The organism is Streptomyces sp. NPDC088157, assembly GCF_044741545.1.
Taxonomy (GTDB): domain Bacteria; phylum Actinomycetota; class Actinomycetes; order Streptomycetales; family Streptomycetaceae; genus Streptomyces.
Genome location: NZ_JBIUSU010000014.1, coordinates 117,537 through 140,535, shown reverse-complemented (window position 1 = coordinate 140,535; position 22,999 = coordinate 117,537). Strand labels below are relative to the sequence as shown.

The following is a 22,999-nucleotide window of genomic DNA, read 5'->3' as shown; positions in this document are numbered from 1 at the left end:
GGTTGTGTGCGCGAGGGCACGACCAGGTCGAAGCTGGGGAGGCCCCGGCCCGGTTTCCGTCCACAGTCCCCTGTGGACGGGGTGTATCTCTCATCTGAAGAGAACCTACGGCAGGGACAAGCGGTACGACAGGCCGTATCCCGTCCCGCCATCCTCCTCGCACACGTTCTTCACACGCTCTGCCGCCGATGGGAATCAGCTGTGCGGGACCCGGGCTCAGATGCGCGCGAAAGCCTGCTCGATGATGTCGAGGCCCTCGTTCAGCAGATCATCGCCGATGACCAGCGGCGGCAGGAAGCGCAGCACGTTGCCGTAGGTGCCACAGGTGAGGACCAGCAGGCCCTCCTGGTGGCACGCCTTGGCGAGCGCGGCGGTCGCCTCCGCGTTCGGCTCCTTCGTCGTACGGTCCTTGACCAGCTCGATCGCGATCATGGCGCCCCGCCCGCGGATGTCGCCGATGACCTCGAACTTCTCGGCCATGGCCGCGAGGCGGCCCTTCATGATCGCCTCGATGTGCTTCGCCCTGGCGTTGAGGTCGAGCTCCTTCATCGTCTCGATCGCGCCGAGCGCGCCCGCGCAGGCGACCGGGTTGCCGCCGTAGGTGCCGCCCAGGCCGCCCGCGTGCGCGGCGTCCATGATCTCGGCGCGGCCGGTCACGGCGGCGAGCGGCAGGCCGCCCGCGATGCCCTTGGCCGTCGTGATCAGGTCCGGGACGATGCCCTCGTCCTCGCAGGCGAACCACTGGCCGGTGCGGCAGAAGCCCGACTGGATCTCGTCGGCCACGAAGACGATGCCGTTGTCGGACGCGAACCTGCTGATGGCCGGAAGGAAACCCTTGGCGGGCTCGATGAAGCCGCCCTCGCCGAGCACCGGCTCGATGATGATCGCGGCCACGTTGTCGGCGCCGACCTGCTTGGTGATCTCGTCGATGGCCTGCGCGGCGGCTTCGGGGCCCGCGTTCTCGGCGCCGGTGGGCCAGCGGTAGCCGTAGGCGACCGGGACGCGGTAGACCTCGGGCGCGAACGGGCCGAAGCCGTGCTTGTACGGCATGTTCTTCGCCGTCAGCGCCATGGTGAGGTTCGTACGGCCGTGGTAGCCGTGGTCGAAGACGACGACCGCCTGCCGCTTCGTGTAGGAGCGGGCGATCTTGACGGCGTTCTCGACCGCCTCGGCGCCGCTGTTGAACAGCGCGGACTTCTTGGCGTGGTCACCCGGGGTGAGTTCGGCGAGGGCCTCGGCCACCTCCACATAGCCCTCGTAGGGGGTGACCATGAAACAGGTGTGGGTGAAGTCGGCGAGCTGGGCGGTGGCCCGGCGTACGACGGCCTCGGCGGAGGCGCCGACGGACGTCACGGCGATGCCGGAGCCGAAGTCGATCAGGCGGTTGCCGTCGACGTCCTCGATGATGCCGCCGCCCGCGCGCGTGGTGAAGACGGGGAGCACCGAACCCACGCCGGCCGCGACCGCGGCGGTGCGGCGGGCCTGAAGTTCCTGCGACTTCGGGCCGGGGATGGCGGTGACGATGCGGCGCTCCTGCGGAAGGGCGGTCATGAGGGGCTCCTGGGGTTCTGCGGACACTTTCGTTCTTTTCTCGCAGGCTAGGACGGGGAGTGGGGGGTGGGCATGCTCCATGTGGGCGGTGTCGGCGTGGCGGCTTGTCCGTCATGGACAGTGCCGTCGGGCGGTGATCGTCACAGGCCCGGCCGCGTAAGCGGTGAACTCCCCTTGTGGGCGCGTTAGATTGACTCGCTGATGGTGGACGGAGCGGCTGGTCGGGGGGCAGGGGCGATGGACAGCGACGGGACGCAGGACGCGCGGGGTACGCATGCGAATCCCGTGCCGCGCCCGGCGGGGCCGCCGCGGCCGCCCTCGACGCCGCCGCGACCGGACCGGGCACCGGGCGTCCCCCCTGCCTTCGAGCACTCCCCGCGAGCCTCGTCCGCCGTCGCCGACTGGCTCGACGAGGAGCGGCCCACGACCCGGACGGGGATCTGGCGCTTCGGCTACCGGCTGCCCAGAGCCGCGCGGGCGGCGGAGCGGCTCGCGCCGGTGACGGTCGTCGGCATGCTGGTCCCGCTGGTGATCGCGCTGGTGCTGTGGTCGCTGTGGCGCCGCGGAGGCCTGCCGTACCAATTCACCCTGCTGCGGCTGTTCACGCCGGGCGACTGGTGGTGGGGCGGCACGATCGCGTCCCCGAAGTCCAACGAGGGCGCCGAGGCACGCGTGGTCTACGACGGCGTGTTCTTCGCCGTCCTCGTCTACGCCATGGGCCGGCTGGGCAGCTGGCCGCACGCGGTGCGGCACTTCGTCGGTCGCCGGCCGCAGCCCACGCGGGCCCTCGTCGCCCTGCTCCTCGCGCTCGCCACGCTCAGCTTCGTGTTCCCCGGCGCCTTCGGGGTCGGCTGGGACGCCCTGCCCGTCATCGACCCACTGTTCTCGCTCATCGTGCTGATCTCCGGCAGCTACGAACTGTTCGCCTCACCCCTGTTCACCAACACGCTGTACGCGGTCATCACCCTCCTCGTGGTGTGGCCGTTCGCCCGCCTCGGCGGCTGGTTGCCGTACGTGAAGGAACGACTCGCCGCGCGTCGGGCCGGGCCCGGTCAGGCCGTGCCCACGGCCGAGCGGCCGCGCGCCCACTGGCCCGAGCTGCGGGACGCGGGGCAGTACGAGGCGGCCGACCTGCTCACCGCCGAGGTCGCCGCCGGCCGGATGAACGACGTGGACTGCGTGCGCGTGCGGCGGGCCTGGTCGGCGGGGCTCGCCGACTTCCGGGACACCGTGCTGCGGCAGGGCGGGGCGGCCTGGGCCCACCCGTCCGGCGCCCGCGACCTGCCCCGGCGCACCGCGCGCCACGACCTGCTCACCGAGCAGGTGTGCGTCGGCCGCTGGGTGGCCGCCGAACGCACCCCGGTCGCCTATCACGACGCGGGCGCCGCGCTCGGCCCGGACGTGCTGGGCACCTCACTGCTCGCGGTCGGGCCGTCCGGGTCGGGCAAGACCAGGACCCTGATCGAGCCGCTGACCGAGGCACTGGCCCTGCAGGCGCTCACCGGGGCGTGCGCCGTCGTCGCCGTGTCGTCGCCCGGCAGCGGCCCGCTCGGCTCCGACTCCGCGTTCGACGTGATCGTCCGGATCGGCGACCCGTCGTCCGTGCACGACCTGGACCCGTACGCGGAGTCCGACGACCCGGACGAGGCGGCCGCGATCCTCGCCGAGGCGCTGGTCGGCGACCTCGACACGGTGAGCGGCCAGAGCGCGACCACGGCGCTCGCCCAGCTGCTCGGCCCCTACCGGACCGTGCACGGGTGTTTCCCCACCCTCCCCGAGCTGCGCGCACTGCTGGAGGGCGAACCGGCCGCGCTGTCCGCGCTGCGGGAGTCCGTGGCCGGCGACGAGGTGATGCGGCGGGAGCTGGAGGCCCGCGTCCGGCAGACCGGGACACCGGGCGACGCGGGCCGGGCCCTCGCCGACCGGCTGTCACTGCTGAACCGGCCGGTGTTCGCGGAGTTCTTCGGCGGCGGCGGCAACGCGCACCGGGCGTTCTCGCTGCGCGCCGTCGCCCACCACCCGCTGCGGGTCCGCGTCGACCTGCCCGAGCGGGGTCACGAGGAGGCCGCCCGGCTGATCACCCGGCTGGTCCTGGCCCAGTTCCAGACCGTCGTACGGGAGCGGCGCGATCACTTCGCCTGCCTGGTCCTGGACGACGCGACCGGCGCGGTCACCGAAGGGTCGGTGCGCCGGCTCCAGCGGCTGCGCTCGCAGAACGCGGGCGTGGTGCTCGCCCTGCGCACGGTCGGCGACGTCCCGGAGGCGCTGCACGGACCGCTGTACGGAGCGGTCGGCTGCCGGATGGCGTTCTCCGGCATCACCACCTGGGACGGCAGCAGGTTCGCGCAGACCTGGGGCACCGAGTGGGTGGAGACGACGGAGGTCGCCAAGCACACCGTCTTCGCCGACCAGCCGATGACCCGCGCCATCCACGCCCTGCGCAAGCTGGTGACCGGCAGGGCGGTGACGACGGACGCGGTGACCGTCCGCCAGGTCGAGCGGGAGCGCTGGTCGGCGTCCCGGCTGGCGCACGAGGTACCGCCCGGACACGCGGTGCTGTCCCTGACGAGTGTGCGGGGCGAGCACGCGCCGCCGCTGCTGGTGGACCTGCGGGGCTGAAGGCACGTCCGGGGTCCTTACAGTGAGGCAGAATCGGGTGAGGCCGTTCATACGCCGCGGCCAAAAGATCACATCGCCCGTCACTCCGGTCACCGCCGATCGCTCCCCGACCTGAAGGCCCCATGCCTCCCACGCTCGCCTCGCTCGTCCATCACTCCGCGCTGAAGCTGACCGTGCGGGCCGGCGAGGGCCGTCTGGACGTGCCGGTGCGCTGGGCGCACGTCAGCGAGCTCGCGGACCCCGTGCCGTACATGGAGGGCGGGGAGCTGCTGCTGATCACCGCGCTCAAACTGGACGCGGAGGACCCGGAGGCGATGCGGCGTTATGTGCGGCGACTGGCCAAGGCGGGGGTGGTCGGGCTGGGCTTCGCCGTCGGCGTCAACTACGAGGAGATCCCGAAGCCGCTCGTGGACGCGGCCGAGGAGGAGGGCCTGCCCCTCCTGGAGGTCCCGCGCCGCACGCCCTTCCTCGCGATCAGCAAGGCGGTGTCGGCGGCGATCGCGGCCGACCAGTACCGGGCGGTCACGGCCGGGTTCGCGGCCCAGCGCGAGCTGACGAAGCAGACTCTGACGGACGGCCCGGAGGGGCTGCTCCGCGCGCTCGCCGCGCAGGTCGACGGGTGGGCTGCCCTGTACGACGCCTCGGGCGCCGTCGTGGCGGCCGCACCGGAGTGGGCGGGTCGGCGGGCCGCGCGGCTCACGGCGGAGGTGGAGCGGCTGCGGGAGCGGCCGGCCCCGGCCTCGGCGGTGGTCGGCGGGAGCGGAGAGGGACCGGAGCACTCCGAACACGACGACCGGGTCGAGCTGCACTCCCTGGGCACCGGCCGACGTCCGCGCGCGGCACTCGCCGTCGGCACCGCCTCGGCTCCCGGCACCGCCGAGCGGTACGCCGTCCACTCGGCCATCGCCCTGCTCACCCTCACCACCGAACGCTCCCGCTCCCTGCACGCGGCGGAACAACGGATCGGCGCGGCGGTGCTGCGCATGCTGCTGGCGGGCGAACCGGACCACGCGCGGGCGGTCGCCGGAGACCTGTACGGCGGTCTGCTCGACGCCCCGTTCCGGGTGATCGTCGCCGACTCGGCGTCGGCTGCGGCGGCGCGGGCGCACGCGGAGGGGAACGGGCACGCGCGCGTGCCCGCAGCCGACGCCAGGCCTTCGGCGGCCGCCGTGGCCGTGGCCGGGGACCCTTTCGGCAGTCTCACCGAAGTCGTCGAGTCGGCGGCCGCCCGGGCCGGGGAGGCCGCGCTGGTGGTGCCCGAGGGCGAGCGTCTGGTGGCCCTGGTCACCGACGGCGGTGCGGCCGTGGCGGCGTGCGTGCGGTACGCGACGGCGCTGGAGGGCGCCCGGGCGGCCGGGACCGCCGGGTCCGAGTCCGGCGACGAGGACGGGCTCGTCGTGGGTCTGTCCGCGCCGGCCGGGCCGATCGCGGCGGCGGCCGCGTACAAGCAGGCCGGGCAGGCGCTGTCGGTGGCGCGGCGCCGGGGCCGGGTCCTGGTGGAGCACGAACAGCTCGCGGCGGGCTCCGTACTGCCCCTTCTCGCGGACGACGCGGTGAAGGCGTTCGCGGACGGCCTGCTGCGCGCCCTGCACGAACACGACGCGACCGGCCGCGGCGACCTGGTGGCCTCCCTCCGGGCCTGGCTCTCCCGCCACGGCCAGTGGGACGCGGCGGCGGCCGACCTGGGCGTCCACCGGCACACCCTGCGCTACCGGATGCGGCGGGTGGAGGAGATCCTCGGCCGCTCACTGGACGACCCGGACGTCCGGATGGAGCTGTGGCTGGCCTTGAAGGCGACGTCCGCGGAGTAGCACGCGGGGCACGGCGGCGCGGGGCGCCGGGGGAACGACGGAGCGGGGCGCGGAGGAGCGACAGCGCGGCGCGCGGAGGAGCGACGGCGTAAGGCACCGGCACCGGCTACCGTCGGCAGCGGTCGCGCGGGCCACAGGCCGCAGGCCGAGCACCGCAGAGGAACGACGGCGTGAGGCACCGGCACCGGCTACCGTCGGCAGCGGGCGCACGGGCCACAGGCCGAGCATCCCAGGCCGAGCACCGCACACGGTTCGCCGCGGGCCGCAGGCCGAGCACCGCAACTGAGCCGCCGCAGGTGTGTCGCCGAGGGCGATTTGCGGCAGGCCGCAGGGCGACCACCACCGGCCGGTCGCCACAAGCCGGTCGCCGGCGGCCCGTCGCCGCAGGCATCCGCGTCGGCCGTGTGGGCGGCCGACGTGAGGGGGTCTTGCGTGCTGCCCGGTCCGGGGGACGTGGAAGCGCGCCGGTCCCGGCCGCCGGGACCGGGAGTCATGACGCCGGGCGTCCGGTCGGTCAGCCGTCCGTTCCACCGGCCAGCCCCGCCGCCGCCTCGTGCATCGCCAGCTCGAGGAGCGCGGGGTCGGTCAGGGTGCCGGAGCCGTCCGGCGGGACCAGCCAGCGGACCCCCCGGGTCGAGCGGCCCGGATACGGCACGACGATCCAGGTGCCGGCCCCGGCCGTGCGGATACCGGTGCCGAGCCAGCGGGCGGCCGTGCCGGGCGTCACGAAGAAACCCATGCGGTCGTCTCCGAAGTCGACCAGCACGGGGCCCGGCCGGCCGAGGATCCGGGTGAGCACGTCGAGGGTGGGGTAGCCGAGTTCGCCCGGCAGGATGAGTACGTCCCAGGCCCGGCCCGCGGGCAGCAACGCCACCCCGAGAGGGTTGCGCTCCCATTCCCAGCGGCACGCCTCGGGATCCGGTGCGACGGATGCCAGCCATTCGACAGCCGTCTTCGCCCCAGCCATGAGAAGACCTCCCCTTTCCCTCGTGGACGCGGTCGCGTCACGAGGGAGAGGGACGTCCCCGGCCGGCATTACGCGGGTTCGGACCACCCGTTGGAGTGAACCGAATCACGCCACACCTCATCGTCATCGGGATCGGGATCGGTCAACTGTCGAAGCCCAGCCCCAGCCTGTCCATCGTCCTCAGCCACAGGTTGCGCCGCCCGCCGTGCGCGTCGGCGCGGGCCAGCGACCACTTGGTCAGGGCGATGCCGGTCCAGGCGAACGGCTCGGGCGGGAACGGCAGCGGCTTCTTGCGGACCATCTCCAACGACGTGCGCTCGGTGCTCTCCCCCGCCAGCAGGTCCAGCATCACCTCGGCCCCGAAGCGGGTGGCCCCGACACCCAGGCCGGTGTACCCGGCGGCGTACGCCACCTTCCCCTGGTGCGCCGTGCCGAAGAACGCCGAGAAACGCGAGCACGTGTCGATCGCCCCGCCCCACGCGTGGGTGAAGCGAACTCCTTCCAGCTGCGGGAAGCAGCCGAAGAAGTGCCCGGCGAGCTTGGCGTACGTCTCCGGCCGGTCGTCGTACTCGGCGCGCACCCGGCCCCCGTAGGGGTAGACCGCGTCGTACCCGCCCCACAGGATCCGGTTGTCGGCCGACAGCCGGAAGTAGTGGAACTGGTTGGCCGAGTCCCCGAGGCCCTGCCGGTTCTTCCACCCGATCGAGTCGAGCTGTCCGGCGGTCAGCGGTTCGGTCATCAGCGCGTAGTCGTAGACCGGGACGGTGTACGCCCGCACCCGCCTGATCAGGTTCGGGAAGATGTTGGTGCCGAGCGCGACCTGCCGGGCCCGCACCTGCCCGTAGGGGGTGCCGACGGCCATCCCCGCGCCGTACGGCGTCAGCGTCAGGGCGGGGGTGTGCTCGTAGACCCGGACGCCCAGGCGCAGACACGCCTGCTTCAGGCCCCAGACGAGCTTGGCGGGGTGGAGCATGGCCACGCCCCGGCGGTCGTACAGACCCGCCTGGAAGGTGGGCGAGGCGACCTGCTCGCGCACCGCGTCCGCGTCCAGGAACTCGATGCCGTCGGCGAGGCCCTTGCCCTCGAGTTCCTCGTACCAGTCGCGCAGTTCCCACGCCTGGTACGTCTCGGTGGCGACGTCGATCTCGCCGGTGCGCTCGAAGTCGCAGTCGATGCCGTACCGGGCGATCGCCGCCTCGATCTCGTCGAGGTTGCGCGTCCCCAGCTCCTCCAGCCGGTGGATCTCGTCCGGCCAGCGCGCGAGCCCGTTGGGCAGCCCGTGGGTGAGGGTGGCCGCGCAGAAGCCTCCGTTGCGGCCCGAGGCGGCCCAGCCCACCTCACGGCCCTCCAGCAGCACCACGTCCCGCTGCGGCTCGCGCTCCTTGGCCACGAGCGCGGTCCACAATCCGCTGTAACCGCCCCCGACGACCAGCAGATCGCAGGTCTCGGGGCCGGTGAGCGCGGGTTCGGGGTGGGGTTTGCCGGGATCCTCCAGCCAGTACGGGACCGGCTGTGCGTCGGAAAGAGAAGTGATCCACCGGTTCATGGCGCTCGGGGCCATGATTTCAACTCCCTACAGGGCTTTTCCGGTCACGCCTTTTGCTTGTTGCGGCGATTTCCGATGACCATCGAGGTCAGGACGAACAGTACGGCGATCAGGAACATGGCCGTACCGATGACATTGATCTGAACGGGCGTTCCGCGCTGCGCCGAACCCCATACGAACATGGGGAAGGTGACGGTCGAGCCCGCGTTGAAATTGGTGATGATGAAATCGTCGAAGGAGAGCGCGAAGGCGAGCAGCGCGCCCGCGGCGATTCCGGGTGCGGCGATGGGCAGCGTGACGCGCAGGAACGTCTGCGCCGGCCCGGCGTAGAGGTCCTGGGCGGCCTGCTCCAGGCGCGGGTCCATCGACATCACGCGCGCCTTCACCGCCGTCACGACGAAGCTGAGGCAGAACATGATGTGCGCGATGAGGATCGTCCAGAATCCCAACCGAGCACCCAGGTTGAGGAACAGGGTGAGCAGCGAGGCGGCCATGACGACCTCGGGCATCGCCATGGGCAGGAAGATCAGCGAGTTGACGGCGCCCCGCGCGCGGAAGCGGTAGCGGACGAGCGCGAAGGCGATCATCGTGCCGAGGACGGTCGCACCGAGGGTCGCCCAGACCGCGATCTGAAGGCTGAGCGACAGCGACCCGCACAGCCCGGAGACCCCGCACGGGTCCTGCCAGGCGTCGGTGGAGAACTGCTGCCACTGGTAGTTGAAGCGCCCCTTCGGTTTGTTGAAGGAGAACACCGTGACGACGATGTTGGGCAGCAGGAGATAGGCGAGCGTGAGAAGTCCCGCGATGACCACGAAATGGCGCTTGAGCCAGTTGACGAGAGGCATTTAGACCAGATCCTCCGTCCCGGACCTGCGGATGTAGAGGGTGACCATGAAAAGGATCGCGGCCATCAGGATGAAGGAGAGGGCCGCCGCCGTCGGATAGTCGAGGACCCGCAGGAACTGTGTCTGGATCACGTTTCCGATCATGCGGGTGTCGGTCGAGCCGAGGAGTTCGGCGTTGACGTAGTCGCCGGCCGCCGGGATGAAGGTCAGCAGCGTTCCGGAGACCACGCCGGGCATCGAGAGCGGGAAGGTGACCTTGCGGAAGGTGGTGGCCGGTCTGGCGTACAGGTCTCCGGCGGCCTCGTGCAGCCGTCCGTCGATGCGCTCGAGAGAGCTGTAGAGCGGCAGGATCATGAACGGCAGGAAGTTGTACGTCAGACCGCAGACCACCGCGAGCGGGGTGGCCAGGACCCGGTCGCCCGCGGTCCAGCCGAGCCAGCTGGTGACGTCGAGGACGTGCAGCGTGTTGAGGGCGCCGACGACCGGGCCGCCGTCCGCGAGGATCGTCTTCCAGGCCAGGGTGCGGATCAGGAAGCTGGTGAAGAACGGCGCGATCACCAGGATCATGATCAGGTTCCGCCAGCGGCCGGCCCTGAAGGCGATCAGATAGGCAAGCGGGTAGCCGAGCACCAGGCACAGGATGGTCGCCGCGGCCGCGTAGAGGACCGAGCGCAGGAACTGCGGCCAGTACTCGCTCAGCGCGTCCCAGTAGGTCGCGAGGTGCCAGGTGACCTTGTAGCCCTCCTCCAGGGAGCCCGTCTGCACGGACGTGGAGGCCTGGTAGATCATGGGCAGCGCGAAGAACACGAACAGCCAGAGCAGGCCGGGCAGCAGCAGCCAGTACGGCGTCAGGCGCCCGCGTTTGCGGGGTGGCTTCCTGGTGGGTGCCGTCGGGGAGAGAGGCGGGGGCGCCTCGGTGAGCGTCGCCATCAGAGAGCCGCCTCTTCCTGGATGCCCGCGTCGATGTCCTGGGCCGCGTCCAGGCCGAAGGTGTGGGCGGGGCTCCAGTGCAGGACGACCTCGGCGCCGGGGGCGAGCCGGGCGTCCCGGTCGATGTTCTGGGCGTAGACCTCGAACTCGGGGCAGACCGTGCTGTCGATGACGTACTGGGTGGAGACGCCGATGAACGAGGAGTTGGCGATCCTGCCGGTGATGCGGTTGCGGCCATCGGGGATCTCGCCGGCGTCGTCGGCGTGGGTGAGGGAGATCTTCTCCGGGCGGACGCCGACCAGCACCTTGCCGCCGGTCGTCGTGGGCGCGGAGCAGCGCGCCTCGGGCAGCACGAGTTTGCCGCCGCCCGCCTTCAGCACGATGTCGTCGCCGCTCTTGGAGTCGACCTCGGCCTCGATGAGGTTCGACGTGCCGAGGAAGTTGGCGACGAAGGTGGTGTTGGGGTTCTCGTAGAGGTCGGCCGGCGAGCCGAGCTGCTCGACCCGGCCCGCGTTCATCACGGCGACCGTGTCGGCCATCGTCATGGCCTCCTCCTGGTCGTGCGTGACGTGCACGAAGGTGATGCCGACCTCGGTCTGGATGCGCTTGAGCTCCAGCTGCATCTGACGGCGCAGTTTGAGGTCTAGGGCGCCGAGGGGCTCGTCGAGCAGCAGCACCTTGGGGGTGTTGATCAGCGCGCGGGCCACGGCGACGCGCTGCTGCTGGCCGCCGGAGAGCTGGTGCGGCTTCTTACGGGCCTGCTCACCGAGCTGCACGAGTTCCAGCATGTCCTCGACCTGCTTCTTCACGCTCCTGATGCCGCGCCGGCGCAGGCCGAAGGCGACGTTCTCGAAGATGTCGAGGTGCGGGAAGAGGGCGTAGGACTGGAAGACCGTGTTCACCGGGCGCTTGTACGGCGGGAGCGCCGTCACGTCCTGGTCGCCGAGGTGGACGGTCCCGGAGGAAGGTTCCTCCAGGCCCGCGATCATGCGCAGGGTGGTGGTCTTGCCGCAGCCGGAGGCGCCGAGCAGGGCGAAGAACGAGCCCTGCGGAACGGTCAGGTCGAGCGGGTGGACGGCGGTGAACGAGCCGTAGGTCTTGCTGATGCCGGAGAGGCGGACGTCGCCGCTGCCGCTGTTGGTCGTCTTCATCGTCGTCACGCCCCAGTGAGCTTCGCGAACTTCGCCTCGTAGGCGGTCTCTTCCTTCGAGCTCAGGGAGCGGAAGGAGTGCGACTTCGCCTGCATGGCCTTGTCGGGGATGATCAGCGGGTTGTTCGCCGCATCCTCGTCGATCTTCGCCAGCGCGTCCTTCACGCCGTCCACGGGACAGACGTAGTTGATGTACGCGGCGAGTTCGGCGGCCGGCTCCGGCTCGTAGTAGTAGTCCATGAGCCGTTCCGCGTTCGTCTTGTGACGCGCCTTGTTGGGGATCAGCATGTTGTCGCTGGACGTCAGATAGCCGCTGTCGGGGATGACGAAGTCGACGTCGGGACTGTCCGCCTTCAGCTGTACGACGTCACCGGCCCAGGCGATGCAGGCCGCGAAGTCGCCGCTGGTGATGTCGGAGGTGTAGTCGTTGCCGGTGAAGCGGCGGATCTGGCCGCTGTCGACGCCCTTCTGGAGGCGGGCGATGGCGGCGTCGTAGTCGTCGTCGGTGAACTTCGCCGGGTCCTTGCCCATGTCCAGCAGCGTCATGCCCATGCTGTCGCGCATCTCGGTGAGGAACCCGACGCGGCCCTTGAGCTTGGGGTTGTCGAGCAGGTCGGAGACCGACTTCACCTCGACGCCGTCGAGCGCCTTCTTGTTGTAGGCGATGACGGTGGAGATGCCCTGCCAGGGATACGAGTACGCCCGGCCCGGATCCCAGTCGGGGCTGCGGAACTGCTGGGACAGGTTGGCGTAGGCGTGCGGCAGGTTGGAGGCGTTCAGTTTCTGCACCCACCCGAGGCGGATGAGCCGTGCCGCCAGCCAGTCGGTGAGCACGATGATGTCGCGGCCGGTGTCCTGGCCCGCGGCGAGCTGCGGCTTGATCTTGCCGAAGAACTCGTTGTTGTCGTTGATGTCCTCGGTGTACTTGACCTTGATGCCGGTGCGTTCGGTGAAGGCGTCGAGCGTCGGGTGGTGCTTGCCGCTCTCGTCGACGTCCATGTACTCGGTCCAGTTGGAGAAGCTGACGGTCTTCTCCTTCGCCGAGTGGTCGTCGGCGGACGTGCCGCCCTCGGTCTTGCCGGCCGCGGGGATCCCGCAGGCGCTGAGCGCCCCTAGGCCGCCCAGCGCCAGGGCGCCTCCCGTGGAGGCGCGCAGCAGCGACCGGCGGGTCATGGCTGCCCTGCCGTTGCGAAGACTGCGCCGCACGGCGGCCACTTGGGCCGGGCTCAGGCGGTCGGGCTCGTACTGCTCCATGCGCGTGGTGCCCTTTCGGGAGGGTCGGCCGTGGTCGGCGGCCGGTCGTCGTCGCTCTAACAGTCCCCGAAGATGGTGCGGTGCCAGGGCTTGCGGGCCACCGCAGTGTTATCGAACATAACGTGCTTTACCTGTGTGTACTCCTCGAACGAGTACGCTGACATGTCCTTGCCGAAGCCGGACGCCTTGTACCCGCCGTGGGGCATCTCGCTGATGATCGGGATGTGGTCGTTGATCCACACGCACCCGGCCTTGATCTCGCGTGTCGCCCGGTTCGCCCGGAAGACGTCCCGGCTCCACGCGGAGGCGGCCAGCCCGTACGGCGTGTCGTTGGCGAGCGCGATGCCCTCGTCGTCGCTGTCGAAGGGCAGGACCACCAGGACCGGGCCGAAGATCTCGGACTGGACGACCTCGCTGTCCTGCGCGGCGTCCGCGATCAGGGTGGGGCGATAGTACGCGCCCTCCTTGAGATCTCCCTGAGGAGCCTCGCCGCCGGTCACCACGCGCGCGTAGGCACGCGCCCGGTCGACGAAGGCGGCGACCCGGTCGCGCTGGAGGTGCGAGACCAGCGGGCCGAGGTCGGTTCCGGGGGCGAAAGGATCGCCGAGCCGGACGGTCTCCATCAGGGCGGCCGTCCGTTCGACGAACGCTTCGTAGAGAGGCCGCTGCACGTACGCGCGCGTGGCGGCCGTGCAGTCCTGTCCGGTGTTGATGAGTGCTCCCGCGACCGCGCCGTTGGCCGCGGCCTCCAGGTCGGCGTCGTCGAAGACGACGAAGGGCGCCTTGCCGCCCAGCTCCAGGTGGAGCCGCTTCACGGTCGCGGTGGCGACCTCGGCGACGCGCTTGCCGACGGCCGTGGAGCCGGTGAAGGAGGTCATGGCGACGTCGGGATGCCCGACGAGACGCTCACCGGCCTCCTGTCCGGTCCCGGTGACGATGTTGATCACGCCGTCGGGGATCCCGGCCTCCGTCGCCGCCTGGGCGAAGAGGAGCGAGGTGAGCGGGGTGAGCTCGGCGGGCTTGAGCACGATGGTGTTGCCCGCCGCGATCGCCGGGAGGATCTTCCAGGCGGCCATCTGGAGGGGGTAGTTCCAGGGGGCGATGGAGCCGACGACGCCGATGGGTTCGCGGCGGACGTAGGAGGTGTGGTCGCCGGAGTACTCACCGGCGGACTGCCCCGCGAGGTGGCGGGCCGCGCCGGCGAAGAACGCGGTGTTGTCGATGGTCCCCGGCACGTCGAACTCGCGGGTCAGCTTCAGCGGCTTGCCGCACTGGAGGGACTCGGCGCGGGCGAACTCCTCGGCACGGTCGGCGAGGACGGCGGCGAACCGGTGCAGCGCGTCGGAGCGCTCGCCCGGCGTGGCGCCGGCCCAGCCGGGGAAGGCGGCGCGGGCGGCGGCGACGGCCGCGTCGACGTCGTCGGCGCCGGCCAGCTCGTAGGTGAACACCTCCTCGCCCGTGGCCGGGTCGACCACGGCATGGGTCCGGCCGGACGTGCCGTGGGCGAGACGGCCCCCGATGTACTGAGCGCCGTCCGCGAAACGTTCCTGCGCGGGGAACCGGTCCTGCATGTCGCTCTCCTCCGCCTTCGCCCCGCTGTGTGCGGCGGCGGGTGGCGTAGCTCCAGCCTGATTTGATTGCCGATCCTGACAGAGCAAGGGCACTCCAACAAGTGATTCCGTTGTTGCCTTTTGGTTACGCGACGAAATCTGTCGGCAGCGGGTCGACCAGGTGTCGAGTCGGAACGGAAAAGGCGGGACGCAGTGTCAGTGGTGCGTGCCAGACTCGCGTGCATGGAGAAGATCGACAGCCGGGAGGCCCTGGTCAGGCAGGCCCGGGCAGGGGCGAGGATCAAGTATCTGCACTTCTGGGGACACCGGCCGCGACCCGACGGCCGACTCGGCTCCAGCTGCCTGAGCCAGTGGTGGCCGTCACCGTTCGTGGTCGACGGCGTCACCTATGCGACGGCCGAGCACTGGATGATGGCCGGGAAGGCCCGCCTTTTCGAGGACGCGGAGGCGGAGAAGCGGGCGCTGGCCGCGAGATCCCCCGCCCAGGCCAAGAAGGAGGGGCGGCTGGTACGCGGCTTCGACGAGACGACCTGGGAGCGGGAGCGGTTCCGGATCGTGGTCGAGGGCAGCGTCCACAAGTTCGCCTCGGACGCCGGACTGCGGTCGTTCCTGCTGGGCACGGCCGGGAGGGTGTTGGTGGAGGCGAGCCCCATGGACCGCGTGTGGGGCATCGGCCTGGCGGCGGACGACGAGGCGGCGATGGCCCCGGACCGGTGGCGCGGGGCGAACCTGCTGGGGTTCGCGCTGATGGAGGCACGGGAGCGGTTGCGGGCACAGGGCTGAGCCGGACACCCCGCGGCGGCCGAGGCCCGGCTCCCGCGGCGCGGGGGCCGAGGCCCGGCCCGACCCGGGCCCGCAGGCTTTTGACGCTCGACCTGGACGCCGAAGACCTTGTGACCGGCGCCGACCCTCGCCGCAGGGTGCGCGATCAACAACGCCGCCCAGCCGAGGCCAGGCCCGCGCCCGCCGGAAGCTCTGGCTGCACGAGCTCAGGGCTGCACGATCAGCAGCACCGCCCAGCCCGAAGCCGCGCCCGCGCCCGTGCCTTGCGAAAGCTCAGGGCTGCACGATCAGCAGGACGCCCAGACCGATCGCGAGCACGATGCCCACGGACCCGCAGATGATCCCGGCCAGGGCCTGCCCGGCGTTCGAGGCCTCGCCCCGGCGGGCCTTTCCGCGACCGACCGAGCCGAACGCGACGCCGAGGATGCCGGCGATGATGGCCAACGGCCACAGGCAGAAGAAGACGGCCGAGGCGATCCCGAGCACGAGCCCGGCGATACCCATGCCGTTGTTGTCCCGCGCCCCGCCGGGCCAGCCGTAGGGGGGCGGTGAGGGATAGCCGTACCCGTATCCGCCGGGGTAGCCGCCCGGGTATCCGTACGGGATCTGTCCGGGCCCGTGGGGCGCGATGGGCGGCGGAGGAACCGCCCCGCCCTGGACGGGGGGAGCGAAGGGATTCACGGGCGGGCCACCGGCCGCGGCTGTGCCGGGGTGGGGCGGCGGATAGGAACCGAGCGCGCCGTTCGGCGGCGGGCCCCCGAACGGGGTGGCCCAGGGCAGCGGGGTGCCGCCCGTCGGCGGCGGGGTCACGCCGGGCATCGCGGTGACCGTCCGCTGGTCATGGACGGCCGGTGGAGTCCGGTCCGGAGCACCGGAGGCGGCGGTCAGCGATTCGTCGAAGGCGACGGTGTGACCCGGCCCGCTCTGCGCGCCGTCCCCCGGGGCGGCCCAGGGGTTCGGCTCGGCCGGAGAACCAGCGGGGCCGGCAGGGCCGATGGCACCGGCGGCACTGGCGCCGTTGTCCCTCGGACCCTTGTCCAACGGCACCTTGGGCGCCGCGTCCTGCGGACCGTCCGGCCCGTCGGCAGCGGGCGCGGGCCACGGGTCTCGGGCGGCGTCACCGGCCGGAGTCGGTGCGTCGTCGGACATACGTGGGTCCCCTCTGTCGCCCTCTGGCCTGCGTTCCGTCTTGCGTGTCCTGCGGGTCTGGCGTTCCGCCATCCGTACGCCGTCGCGTCCCGCGTACGTTCCGTCATGCTACGGCCCTCGACGGATGCGGTGGTCAGCGGGCCGTGCCCCGGCCGAGACCGGCAGCCGTCTGCCACCCCTCCCCCCATGGCCGGTGCGTGCCCGACCCGTGAGCCGGCGCCCGACCCGGACCGCCGATGGACAGCGGACCCTGCCCCGCCCGAGGCGGACAGCCGTCTCCTCCCCCTCCGCCAGCCGGGGTGCCGAGACAGCGGGCCATGCCCTGCACGGGCCGACGGCCGTCCCCCGCCCCCGTTCCGTCCGCCCCGACCGGACCGCCGATGGACAGCCGACCCTGCCCCGCCCGAGGCGGACAGCCGTCTCCTCCCCCTCCGCCAGCCGAGGTGCCGAGACAGCGGGCCATGCCCTGTCCGAGGCCGACGGTCGGCTCCCGATGGCTCCGCCTACGATGATCCCGACCCATCGATCAGCCGATCACCCGCGTCCCGTCCGGCCCGCTCGGCCCGGGGCGCCGTCCCGGGGAGGACCCCATGACCGACCGCCTCGACGCATCCGCCGCAGCCCCCGGCTCCCCCGTCTCGGGCGCACCCTCCGGTCCCACCGCGGCCGCCGCGGCCGGCGCCCGTGATGTGCACGCCTTCATCGCCGGGCTGCCCAAGGCCGAGCTGCACGTCCACCACGTCGGCTCCGCCTCCCCCCGCATCGTCGCCGAGCTGGCCGCCCGGCACCCCGACTCCAAGGTGCCCACCGACCCCGAGGCCCTGGTCGATTACTTCACGTTCACCGACTTCGCCCACTTCATCGACGTGTACCTGTCCGTCGTGGACCTCATCCGCACCCCGGAGGACGTCCGGCTGCTGACGTACGAGGTGGCCCGGGACCTGGCCCGCCAGCAGGTGCGGTACGCCGAGCTGACCATCACCCCGTTCTCCTCGACCCGGCGGGGCATCGACGAGCGCGCCTTCATGGACGCCATCGAGGACGCCCGCGAGGCGGCCGAGGCGGAGTTCGGAACCGTGCTGCGCTGGTGCTTCGACATCCCCGGTGAGGCCGGTCTCGAGGCCGCCGAGGAGACGACACGGCTCGCCACCGACGACCGGATCCGTCCCGAGGGCCTGGTCTCCTTCGGGCTCGGCGGGCCGGAGATCGGCGTACCCCGCCCGCAGTTCAAGCCGTACTTCGACCGGGCGATCGCCGCCGGGCTGCGGTCGGTGCCGCACGCCGGCGAGACCACGGGCCCGCAGACGGTGTGGGACGCGCTGACCCACCTGCGCGCCGAGCGCATCGGCCACGGCACCAGCTCCGCCCAGGACGAGAAGCTGCTCGCGCACCTCGCCGAGCACCGCATCGCCCTGGAGGTGTGCCCGACCTCGAACATCGCCACGCGCGCCGTCCGCACCCTCGACGAGCACCCGATCAGGGAGTTCGTGAAGGCCGGCGTGCTGGTCACGATCAACTCCGACGACCCGCCCATGTTCGGCACCGACCTCGACAACGAGTACGCGGTCGCCGCCCGCCTCCTCGACCTCGACGAGCGGGGCCTGGCCGGCCTCGCCGCGAACGCGGTGGACGCGTCCTTCCTGGACGAGGCCGGCAAGGCGCGCATCAAGGACGAGATCGACACCTACACGGCGGGCTGGCTCGCCCCCTGAGGAACGGTGGCCGCCACAATGGGCCCATGCACAACGTGATTGCCGTGGCCCATCGCGGCGACCCCTACCGCTTCCGTGAGAACACGATCGACTCGCTGCGTTCCGCGCTCGCCCTGGGCGCGGACGCCGTCGAGCTCGACGTACGGCTCACCCGCGACGGCGTCCCCGTCCTGCTGCACGACGCGACGTTGAAGCGGCTGTGGGAGCGGGACCGGCCGCTGCTGTCGCTGTCCGCCGCCGAGGTGCGCGGACTGACGGCGGGCGCGGTGCCGACCCTCGAGGAGGCACTCGCGGCGACCGACGGCAGCCGGCTGATGCTCGATCTGCCGGGGACGCGAGAGGTGCGCACGGCACAGCGGATCGTGGACGCCGTACACGCGGCCGGAGCGGCGGACCGGGTCTACTACTGCGCCGACGCCACCGCGATGCTCGCCGTGCGCGCCGCCGATCCGTCCGCCGAGATCGCCCTGACCTGCACCAGCCTGGCTCCCCCGCGGCCCGCGCTGCTCGACGCGGTGAAGCCCCGCTGGCTGAACTACCGCTTCTCCCTGGTGGACCGCGGCCTGGCCGCCCGCGTGCATCACGGCGGCCATCTGCTCTCCGTCTGGACCCCCGACACCCGCCGTTCCATGCGCCGGCTCATCGACCTGGGCGTCGACTCCATCACCACCAACCGGATCGAGGTACTGACGGCCCTGCGCCCACAGACCTGACCGTGCAAGCGGGGCCGACCGCGCAGGCGAACCCGGCCGCGCAAGCAGACCCGGCCGCGCAAGCGAGCCGGGCGAGCAAGCAGACCCGGCCGCAAGCGAGCCCGCCCGCGCAAGCGAACCCGGCCCGCGCAAACAGAGCCACGGCGCAGGCGAACCTGCCCGCGCAGGCAGACCCGACCGCGCAACCGAACCTGACCGCGCAAGCGGGCCTAACCCGCCGCGTGCGCGAGCGGCGGCGCGATCGCCTGGGCGTCCGCGCCCTCGCCCAGCCACAGCCGGATCAGCAGCGCCGCCGTCGCCTCCAGCAGGCCGGCCCTGTCGAGTCCCCCCGCGTTCAGCGGTTCGCAGCCCAGGTCGCGGACGAGCCTGCGTACGACCGACAGCGCCGCCGGGTCGTCGCCGCACAACGGGACCGCCAGGGGGCGGCCGTCGAAGACGGGCGGGTTCAGGCGCCAGACGTCGACATGGCACAGGTTGAAGGCCTTCACCACGTGCGCGGTGGGCGCCGCGCGGGCGATGCGTTCGGCCGCCGCCGGGCCGCCCGCCGTGAGCAGGCCGAAGTCCGGGCCCACCGGATTGGTGCAGTCGATCAGCACCCGTCCGCGCAAGGCGTCTTCCAGTCCGGTGACCACCTCGACCACGGCCTCGTAGGGCACCGCGAGCAGCACCGCGTCCGTCCCGGCCGCCGCCTCCCGCAGTCCTCCCGAACGTCCTTTGGTGACCACCTCGTGTCCGGCCCGCCGCCACCCGGTGCCCAGAGCGTCCGCCATCCCGCCCGTGCCGAGAATTCCCACCCGCATGACTCCTCCTCCTGTTCTACGGATCTCCCACGACAGTAGGAAGCCGCTCAGGCACCATTCGGTACGTGGACACCGACCCCGCGTTCCTCGCCGACTGCCGGACCCGGCTCGCCTTCGACCTCGTCTCCAACACCTGGAACCCGGTGGTGGTCTGGGCCCTCAAGGACGGGCCCGGACGCCCCGGTGAGCTGCGGGCACGCATCGGTGGGATCAGTCAGAAGGTGCTGACGCAGACCCTGCGCCGGCTCGAGTTCAACGGGCTGGTCACGCGGCAGGCGTACGGGGGGTCGCCACCGCGGGTGGAGTACGAACTGACCGCCCTGGGAAGGACGTTGCTCGCGCCGATCCAGGCCTTCGGCGCTTGGGCGCACGACCACGGGGACGAGGTGACGCAGGCCCAGGACCGCTATACGCGCGAGGTCTGAGGGACCGTCGCCGGGTCGGCCGGCGTCTCCCGGGTGGCGTACTGCGGGACCGGTGTGTCGTCGTCGCCGGTGTCCCGGACCAGGCCGTAGCGCCCGGCCCCCTGGCCGGGGCCGCTCGTGACGTCCCTCTCCACGGCGTCCCAGGTGGTCGGGAAGACGTTGAGGCCGTAGTCGGCGCCCCGCTCGTTCACGGTGAGGGTGACGCTGCCGGCGACGTAGAAGTACTCGTTCTGCCACATCTGCTGGGTGCCGGACGGAGGGACGGCGTAGCCGGTGGCCTTGCTGCCCATGCCGGTGGCCGTGGGGTCGGTGGCGCCGACGGGGTCGTCCATGCGGCGGCCGCCGCCCGAGGCCACGTGGAAGAGCTTGCCCTTCAGGCCCGTCCAGCTCGGCATGACCAGGCCGCCGGACCGGTACTGCGGTGATATCTGCCAGCGCACGAGGACATAGCCCCGGCCGCTGAGCGTCACTTCGTCCCCGCGGTGGTTCATGGTGGCGTGTGCGCCGTCGCTGCTGGTGACGCCGGACGCGGGCCGCCGCGGCAGGACGGCGGGGGGTGTGTCCCGGTCGGGCGCGCTGTCGACGGCGTCGACGACGCTCCCGTACCGGGCCGTCCTCCGCTCGCTCGCCGACGCAGAGGGGGACGGCGGCGACGAGGCCGGGGCGGAAGGGGAGGGGCCGGGCGCGGACGGCGTGGCGGCGCGGGTGCTCGCCGCCGTGGGGACCACGACCGCCCGTGCGGGCGGGTCGTCGGGGGTCTGTACGACGACGTAGGCGCCGCCCGCGGCGAGGGTCGCGCCGGCCGTGACCGCGACGGCCGGCTTGGTGAGCGCGGTCAGCACCTTCGCGGACCAGCCGACGGAGGTCCCGGTGGCCGCGACGGCCGTCTTGCCGCCGAGGGCCAGGGAGATCGTGAAGCCGGCCGGCACCGGGACCAGCGCGATCCCGACGAGCAGCCGTTCCGCCGGTACGACGGACTCCCGCGTGTCACCGCAGTAGCCGCAGCCGCGGATGTGCCGGGCCAGCCGCTTGCGCCACACGGAGTCCGGCCGGCCGTTCCAGCGGACGGTCAGGTCGCGCAGGTCGGGGCAGGCGCCGTCGAGGGCGCGCACGATGCCCCGGGATATCTCCAGCCGCTCCTTGACCCGCTGGACGCGTACGGCGGCGTGCTGCCGGCTGATGCCGACGGCCGCGGCCAGCTCGCGGCGGGTGAGTTCGCCCGCGACCTCCAGCCACCACAGGGACAGCAGCTGCCGGTCCTCGTCGTCGAGCCATCGCGCCGCCTCCACGACCTCGCGCCGCTGCCCCTCCAACTGGAGCCGGAGCACGGTGAGTTCGGCGAAGTCGGCGGCTTCGCCGGGGGGCGCGCCCTCGTCGAGACGCTGTGTCGTCCGGCGGCGTGCGCGGTCCCGGATCTGCCGCATGGCGATCGCGACCAGCCAGGAGCGGAAGCTGTCGGGGTCGCGCAGCGAGCCGAGGTTGTCGACGGCGCGCAGCATGGTCTTCTGGACGACGTCGTCGACATCGGCGTGGCCGTTCAGGGCGCGGCCGACGACGTTGTAGACCAGCGGCAGCCAGCCCGCCACCAACTCGTCGAGCGCCCGCCGGTCGCCGGCCTGCGCGTCGGCGATGGTGGCGCGCCACCGCCGGTCGGTCTCGGCGTCGGCATGCGTCCTCATGCCCGCACCCTCTCAGCCGGGCCCCCGCTGTTGGCAATGTCGGAGATCACACCCATGGAGACGGCCGGGACGGCCCACGGATAACACTTTTCGGCATCCGGCTCGGCACCCGTAGGGGTAACCCGGGGCAACTCCCCGAGTCGGCACGGTAGTTGCTCAGGGTTCCACCAGGGTCGGGCACCCTCCTCGGCGACGATCCGCAACCGTCGCCTCCCATCGGAAGATCATGGCGCATCCTCCGCCGATCCCACCTCCGACCGCCCTTCCCTCCGACCGCCCTTCCTCTGGAGTTCCGTATGTGCGCTCGTCGCCGCACCGCCGTCCTCACCGCCTCCCTGGTGGCCGTCCTCGCCGCGGGCCCGCTGGCCGCGCCCGCCTTCGCGGCGCCGGCCCCGACCTCGGCCCACCGTGCGAACGCCCTCGACGTCGAAGCCCTGACCGCCGCGCTCGCCGGTCTTCCGGACGCCGACGCGACCGCCGCCCTGGTCCGCGTCGGCGGCACGGACGGCAGCTGGCGCGGCAGCGCGGGCGTGCACGACCTCCCGAGCGGGACCCCGGCCGACCCCGACGCCCGCTTCCGGGCCGGTTCGACGACGAAGGTGGTGACGGCGGCGGCCGTCCTGCGGCTGGCGGCCGAGCGGAGGATCGACCTGAACACCCCGGTCCAGCACTACCTGCCCGGGCTCCTCGGCCGGCAGTACCGGCCGATCACCGTACGCCGCCTGCTGAACCACACCAGCGGCATCCCGGCGGGCGACGGCCTGGGCGACTCCTTCGCGGAGGTGTACGCGCACCGCTTCGACACGCTGACCCCGCAGCAGGTCGTGGCCTCGGCGGCGGCGAAGAAGCCGGAGTTCCGCCCGGGGGAGAAGCAGCACTACCTGAACATCAACTACACGATCCTGGGCCTGCTGATCGAGAAGGTGACCGGCCGGTCGTACGCGTCCGAGGTCACCCGCCTGGTCCTGGCGCCCGCCGGCATGCGGGACACGTACTTCCCCGGCACCGACCCGCGCGTCCTCGGCCCGCACAACCGCGGCTACCAGGCGGTGGAGAGGACCGACGGGACGACGGAGTTCGTGGACGTCACCGAGTGGAACCAGGCGGACCGGTTCGCGGCCGGCGACATGATCTCCACGACCGCCGATCTGGAACGCCTGCTCACCTCGCTCTTCAGGGGCCGGATCGTGCCGGAGCCACAGCTGCGGGAGATGTTCACGGTCCCGGCGCACATCGACGGCGCCACCTACAGCGCGGGCCTGCAGCGGTTCGAGTACGACGGAAGGGTCTACTGGCTCAAGTCGGGCGCCCGGTACGGCTACAGCGCGCTGATCGCCGGCACCCGGGACCTCAGCCGCACCCTTGTGTACTCCGTCAACTCCACGGACGCCAAGGGCGAGGGCATGAACCCGGTGGCGCAGCGCGTCGCCATGGCCGCGCTCAAGTGACGCCCAGCAGCCCGGGGGCCGGCGCACCCCGATGGCGACGGCACCG

General features: G+C 72.1%; 17 protein-coding genes and 1 pseudogene. 7 read left to right on the top strand and 11 right to left on the bottom strand.

Going from position 1 to position 22,999, the window contains the following annotated elements; genetic code table 11:
• Window positions 1-216: 216 nt before the first annotated feature.
• Window positions 217-1,551 (bottom strand): 4-aminobutyrate--2-oxoglutarate transaminase, encoded by a 1,335-nt coding sequence (gabT, locus tag ACIPFH_RS40170; RefSeq protein WP_401834520.1) that lies wholly within the window; start codon window positions 1,549-1,551, stop codon window positions 217-219.
• A gap of 237 nt (window positions 1,552-1,788) precedes the next feature.
• Here gabT and ACIPFH_RS40165 point away from each other — a divergent pair, with 237 nt between their 5' ends.
• Together ACIPFH_RS40165 and ACIPFH_RS40160 are read left to right on the top strand one after the other, a co-directional pair.
• On the top strand, window positions 1,789-4,170 hold the full coding sequence (locus tag ACIPFH_RS40165) for an ATP/GTP-binding protein (RefSeq protein ID WP_401834518.1): 2,382 nt from the start codon (window positions 1,789-1,791) through the stop codon (window positions 4,168-4,170).
• Window positions 4,171-4,292: 122 nt separating this feature from the next.
• Window positions 4,293-5,981, top strand: a complete 1,689-nt coding sequence (locus ACIPFH_RS40160; RefSeq protein ID WP_401834516.1) for a PucR family transcriptional regulator — start codon at window positions 4,293-4,295, stop codon at window positions 5,979-5,981.
• A 514-nt stretch (window positions 5,982-6,495) separates the two neighbouring features.
• Here the strand turns inward: ACIPFH_RS40160 and ACIPFH_RS40155 are convergent.
• The 7 genes from ACIPFH_RS40155 to ACIPFH_RS40125 form a co-directional block, all read right to left on the bottom strand.
• On the bottom strand, window positions 6,496-6,948 hold the full coding sequence (locus ACIPFH_RS40155) for a hypothetical protein (RefSeq protein WP_401834513.1): 453 nt from the start codon (window positions 6,946-6,948) through the stop codon (window positions 6,496-6,498).
• Window positions 6,949-7,090: 142 nt separating this feature from the next.
• Complete coding sequence (locus tag ACIPFH_RS40150; RefSeq protein ID WP_401834512.1) at window positions 7,091-8,509, bottom strand: NAD(P)/FAD-dependent oxidoreductase; 1,419 nt, start codon at window positions 8,507-8,509, stop codon at window positions 7,091-7,093.
• A 29-nt stretch (window positions 8,510-8,538) separates the two neighbouring features.
• Window positions 8,539-9,339, bottom strand: coding sequence for an ABC transporter permease (locus tag ACIPFH_RS40145; RefSeq protein WP_401834511.1), 801 nt, complete (start codon window positions 9,337-9,339; stop codon window positions 8,539-8,541).
• Window positions 9,340-10,269, bottom strand: a complete 930-nt coding sequence (locus ACIPFH_RS40140) for an ABC transporter permease (protein WP_356252341.1) — start codon at window positions 10,267-10,269, stop codon at window positions 9,340-9,342.
• The gene (locus tag ACIPFH_RS40135; RefSeq protein ID WP_401834551.1) at window positions 10,269-11,420 is read right to left on the bottom strand and encodes an ABC transporter ATP-binding protein; all 1,152 of its coding nucleotides are present in this window, start codon (window positions 11,418-11,420) and stop codon (window positions 10,269-10,271) included. Before ACIPFH_RS40135 ends, ACIPFH_RS40140 begins: the two co-directional genes overlap by 1 nt.
• Before the next feature lie 5 nt (window positions 11,421-11,425).
• The gene (locus ACIPFH_RS40130; protein WP_401834509.1) at window positions 11,426-12,673 is read right to left on the bottom strand and encodes a spermidine/putrescine ABC transporter substrate-binding protein; all 1,248 of its coding nucleotides are present in this window, start codon (window positions 12,671-12,673) and stop codon (window positions 11,426-11,428) included.
• 56 nt (window positions 12,674-12,729) lie between these two features.
• Window positions 12,730-14,244: a gamma-aminobutyraldehyde dehydrogenase gene (locus tag ACIPFH_RS40125; RefSeq protein ID WP_401834506.1), complete on the bottom strand. Its 1,515-nt coding sequence runs from the start codon at window positions 14,242-14,244 to the stop codon at window positions 12,730-12,732.
• A 222-nt stretch (window positions 14,245-14,466) separates the two neighbouring features.
• On the opposite strand from ACIPFH_RS40125, the gene ACIPFH_RS40120 reads away from it, so the two are divergent.
• Window positions 14,467-15,027 carry an NADAR family protein gene (locus ACIPFH_RS40120; RefSeq protein ID WP_401834504.1) on the top strand — a complete coding sequence of 187 codons (561 nt, stop codon included), beginning with the start codon at window positions 14,467-14,469 and terminating at the stop codon, window positions 15,025-15,027.
• A gap of 273 nt (window positions 15,028-15,300) precedes the next feature.
• Here ACIPFH_RS40120 and ACIPFH_RS40115 read toward each other — a convergent pair whose 3' ends face one another.
• Window positions 15,301-16,176: a DUF4190 domain-containing protein gene (locus ACIPFH_RS40115; protein ID WP_401834501.1), complete on the bottom strand. Its 876-nt coding sequence runs from the start codon at window positions 16,174-16,176 to the stop codon at window positions 15,301-15,303.
• Window positions 16,177-16,677: 501 nt separating this feature from the next.
• Between ACIPFH_RS40115 and ACIPFH_RS40110 the strand changes: the two are divergent.
• Both ACIPFH_RS40110 and ACIPFH_RS40105 read left to right on the top strand, forming a co-directional pair.
• Window positions 16,678-17,888: pseudogene (locus tag ACIPFH_RS40110) on the top strand (adenosine deaminase); the annotation flags it as partial.
• A gap of 26 nt (window positions 17,889-17,914) precedes the next feature.
• Window positions 17,915-18,601 (top strand): glycerophosphodiester phosphodiesterase, encoded by a 687-nt coding sequence (locus tag ACIPFH_RS40105; RefSeq protein ID WP_401834499.1) that lies wholly within the window; start codon window positions 17,915-17,917, stop codon window positions 18,599-18,601.
• A gap of 209 nt (window positions 18,602-18,810) precedes the next feature.
• Here ACIPFH_RS40105 and ACIPFH_RS40100 read toward each other — a convergent pair whose 3' ends face one another.
• Window positions 18,811-19,401, bottom strand: coding sequence for an NADPH-dependent F420 reductase (locus tag ACIPFH_RS40100; RefSeq protein WP_401834496.1), 591 nt, complete (start codon window positions 19,399-19,401; stop codon window positions 18,811-18,813).
• A gap of 65 nt (window positions 19,402-19,466) precedes the next feature.
• Here ACIPFH_RS40100 and ACIPFH_RS40095 point away from each other — a divergent pair, with 65 nt between their 5' ends.
• Window positions 19,467-19,826: a winged helix-turn-helix transcriptional regulator gene (locus tag ACIPFH_RS40095; protein ID WP_401834494.1), complete on the top strand. Its 360-nt coding sequence runs from the start codon at window positions 19,467-19,469 to the stop codon at window positions 19,824-19,826.
• On the opposite strand, the gene ACIPFH_RS40090 is transcribed toward ACIPFH_RS40095, so the two are convergent.
• The gene (locus ACIPFH_RS40090) at window positions 19,808-21,505 is read right to left on the bottom strand and encodes a sigma-70 family RNA polymerase sigma factor (RefSeq protein WP_401834491.1); all 1,698 of its coding nucleotides are present in this window, start codon (window positions 21,503-21,505) and stop codon (window positions 19,808-19,810) included. The two genes, ACIPFH_RS40095 and ACIPFH_RS40090, sit on opposite strands and share 19 nt — an antisense overlap.
• A 296-nt stretch (window positions 21,506-21,801) precedes the next feature.
• On the opposite strand from ACIPFH_RS40090, the gene ACIPFH_RS40085 reads away from it, so the two are divergent.
• Window positions 21,802-22,953: a serine hydrolase domain-containing protein gene (locus ACIPFH_RS40085; RefSeq protein ID WP_401834490.1), complete on the top strand. Its 1,152-nt coding sequence runs from the start codon at window positions 21,802-21,804 to the stop codon at window positions 22,951-22,953.
• Window positions 22,954-22,999: the final 46 nt, after the last annotated feature.

Excerpts from the sequence above, each read along its gene's own strand:
- ACIPFH_RS40115 (WP_401834501.1), bottom strand. The coding sequence starts at position 16,176 with ATGTCCGACGACGCACCGACTCCGGCCGGTGACGCCGCCCGAGACCCG.
- ACIPFH_RS40140 (WP_356252341.1), bottom strand. The coding sequence starts at position 10,269 with ATGGCGACGCTCACCGAGGCGCCCCCGCCTCTCTCCCCGACGGCACCC.
- ACIPFH_RS40145 (WP_401834511.1), bottom strand. The coding sequence starts at position 9,339 with ATGCCTCTCGTCAACTGGCTCAAGCGCCATTTCGTGGTCATCGCGGGA.
- ACIPFH_RS40130 (WP_401834509.1), bottom strand. The coding sequence starts at position 12,673 with ATGGAGCAGTACGAGCCCGACCGCCTGAGCCCGGCCCAAGTGGCCGCC.
- ACIPFH_RS40090 (WP_401834491.1), bottom strand. The coding sequence starts at position 21,505 with ATGAGGACGCATGCCGACGCCGAGACCGACCGGCGGTGGCGCGCCACC.
- gabT (WP_401834520.1), bottom strand. The coding sequence starts at position 1,551 with ATGACCGCCCTTCCGCAGGAGCGCCGCATCGTCACCGCCATCCCCGGC.
- ACIPFH_RS40160 (WP_401834516.1), top strand. The coding sequence starts at position 4,293 with ATGCCTCCCACGCTCGCCTCGCTCGTCCATCACTCCGCGCTGAAGCTG.
- ACIPFH_RS40105 (WP_401834499.1), top strand. The coding sequence starts at position 17,915 with ATGCACAACGTGATTGCCGTGGCCCATCGCGGCGACCCCTACCGCTTC.
- ACIPFH_RS40120 (WP_401834504.1), top strand. The coding sequence starts at position 14,467 with ATGGAGAAGATCGACAGCCGGGAGGCCCTGGTCAGGCAGGCCCGGGCA.
- ACIPFH_RS40135 (WP_401834551.1), bottom strand. The coding sequence starts at position 11,420 with ATGAAGACGACCAACAGCGGCAGCGGCGACGTCCGCCTCTCCGGCATC.
- ACIPFH_RS40155 (WP_401834513.1), bottom strand. The coding sequence starts at position 6,948 with ATGGCTGGGGCGAAGACGGCTGTCGAATGGCTGGCATCCGTCGCACCG.
- ACIPFH_RS40150 (WP_401834512.1), bottom strand. The coding sequence starts at position 8,509 with ATGGCCCCGAGCGCCATGAACCGGTGGATCACTTCTCTTTCCGACGCA.
- ACIPFH_RS40165 (WP_401834518.1), top strand. The coding sequence starts at position 1,789 with ATGGACAGCGACGGGACGCAGGACGCGCGGGGTACGCATGCGAATCCC.
- ACIPFH_RS40125 (WP_401834506.1), bottom strand. The coding sequence starts at position 14,244 with ATGCAGGACCGGTTCCCCGCGCAGGAACGTTTCGCGGACGGCGCTCAG.
- ACIPFH_RS40100 (WP_401834496.1), bottom strand. The coding sequence starts at position 19,401 with ATGCGGGTGGGAATTCTCGGCACGGGCGGGATGGCGGACGCTCTGGGC.
- ACIPFH_RS40085 (WP_401834490.1), top strand. The coding sequence starts at position 21,802 with ATGTGCGCTCGTCGCCGCACCGCCGTCCTCACCGCCTCCCTGGTGGCC.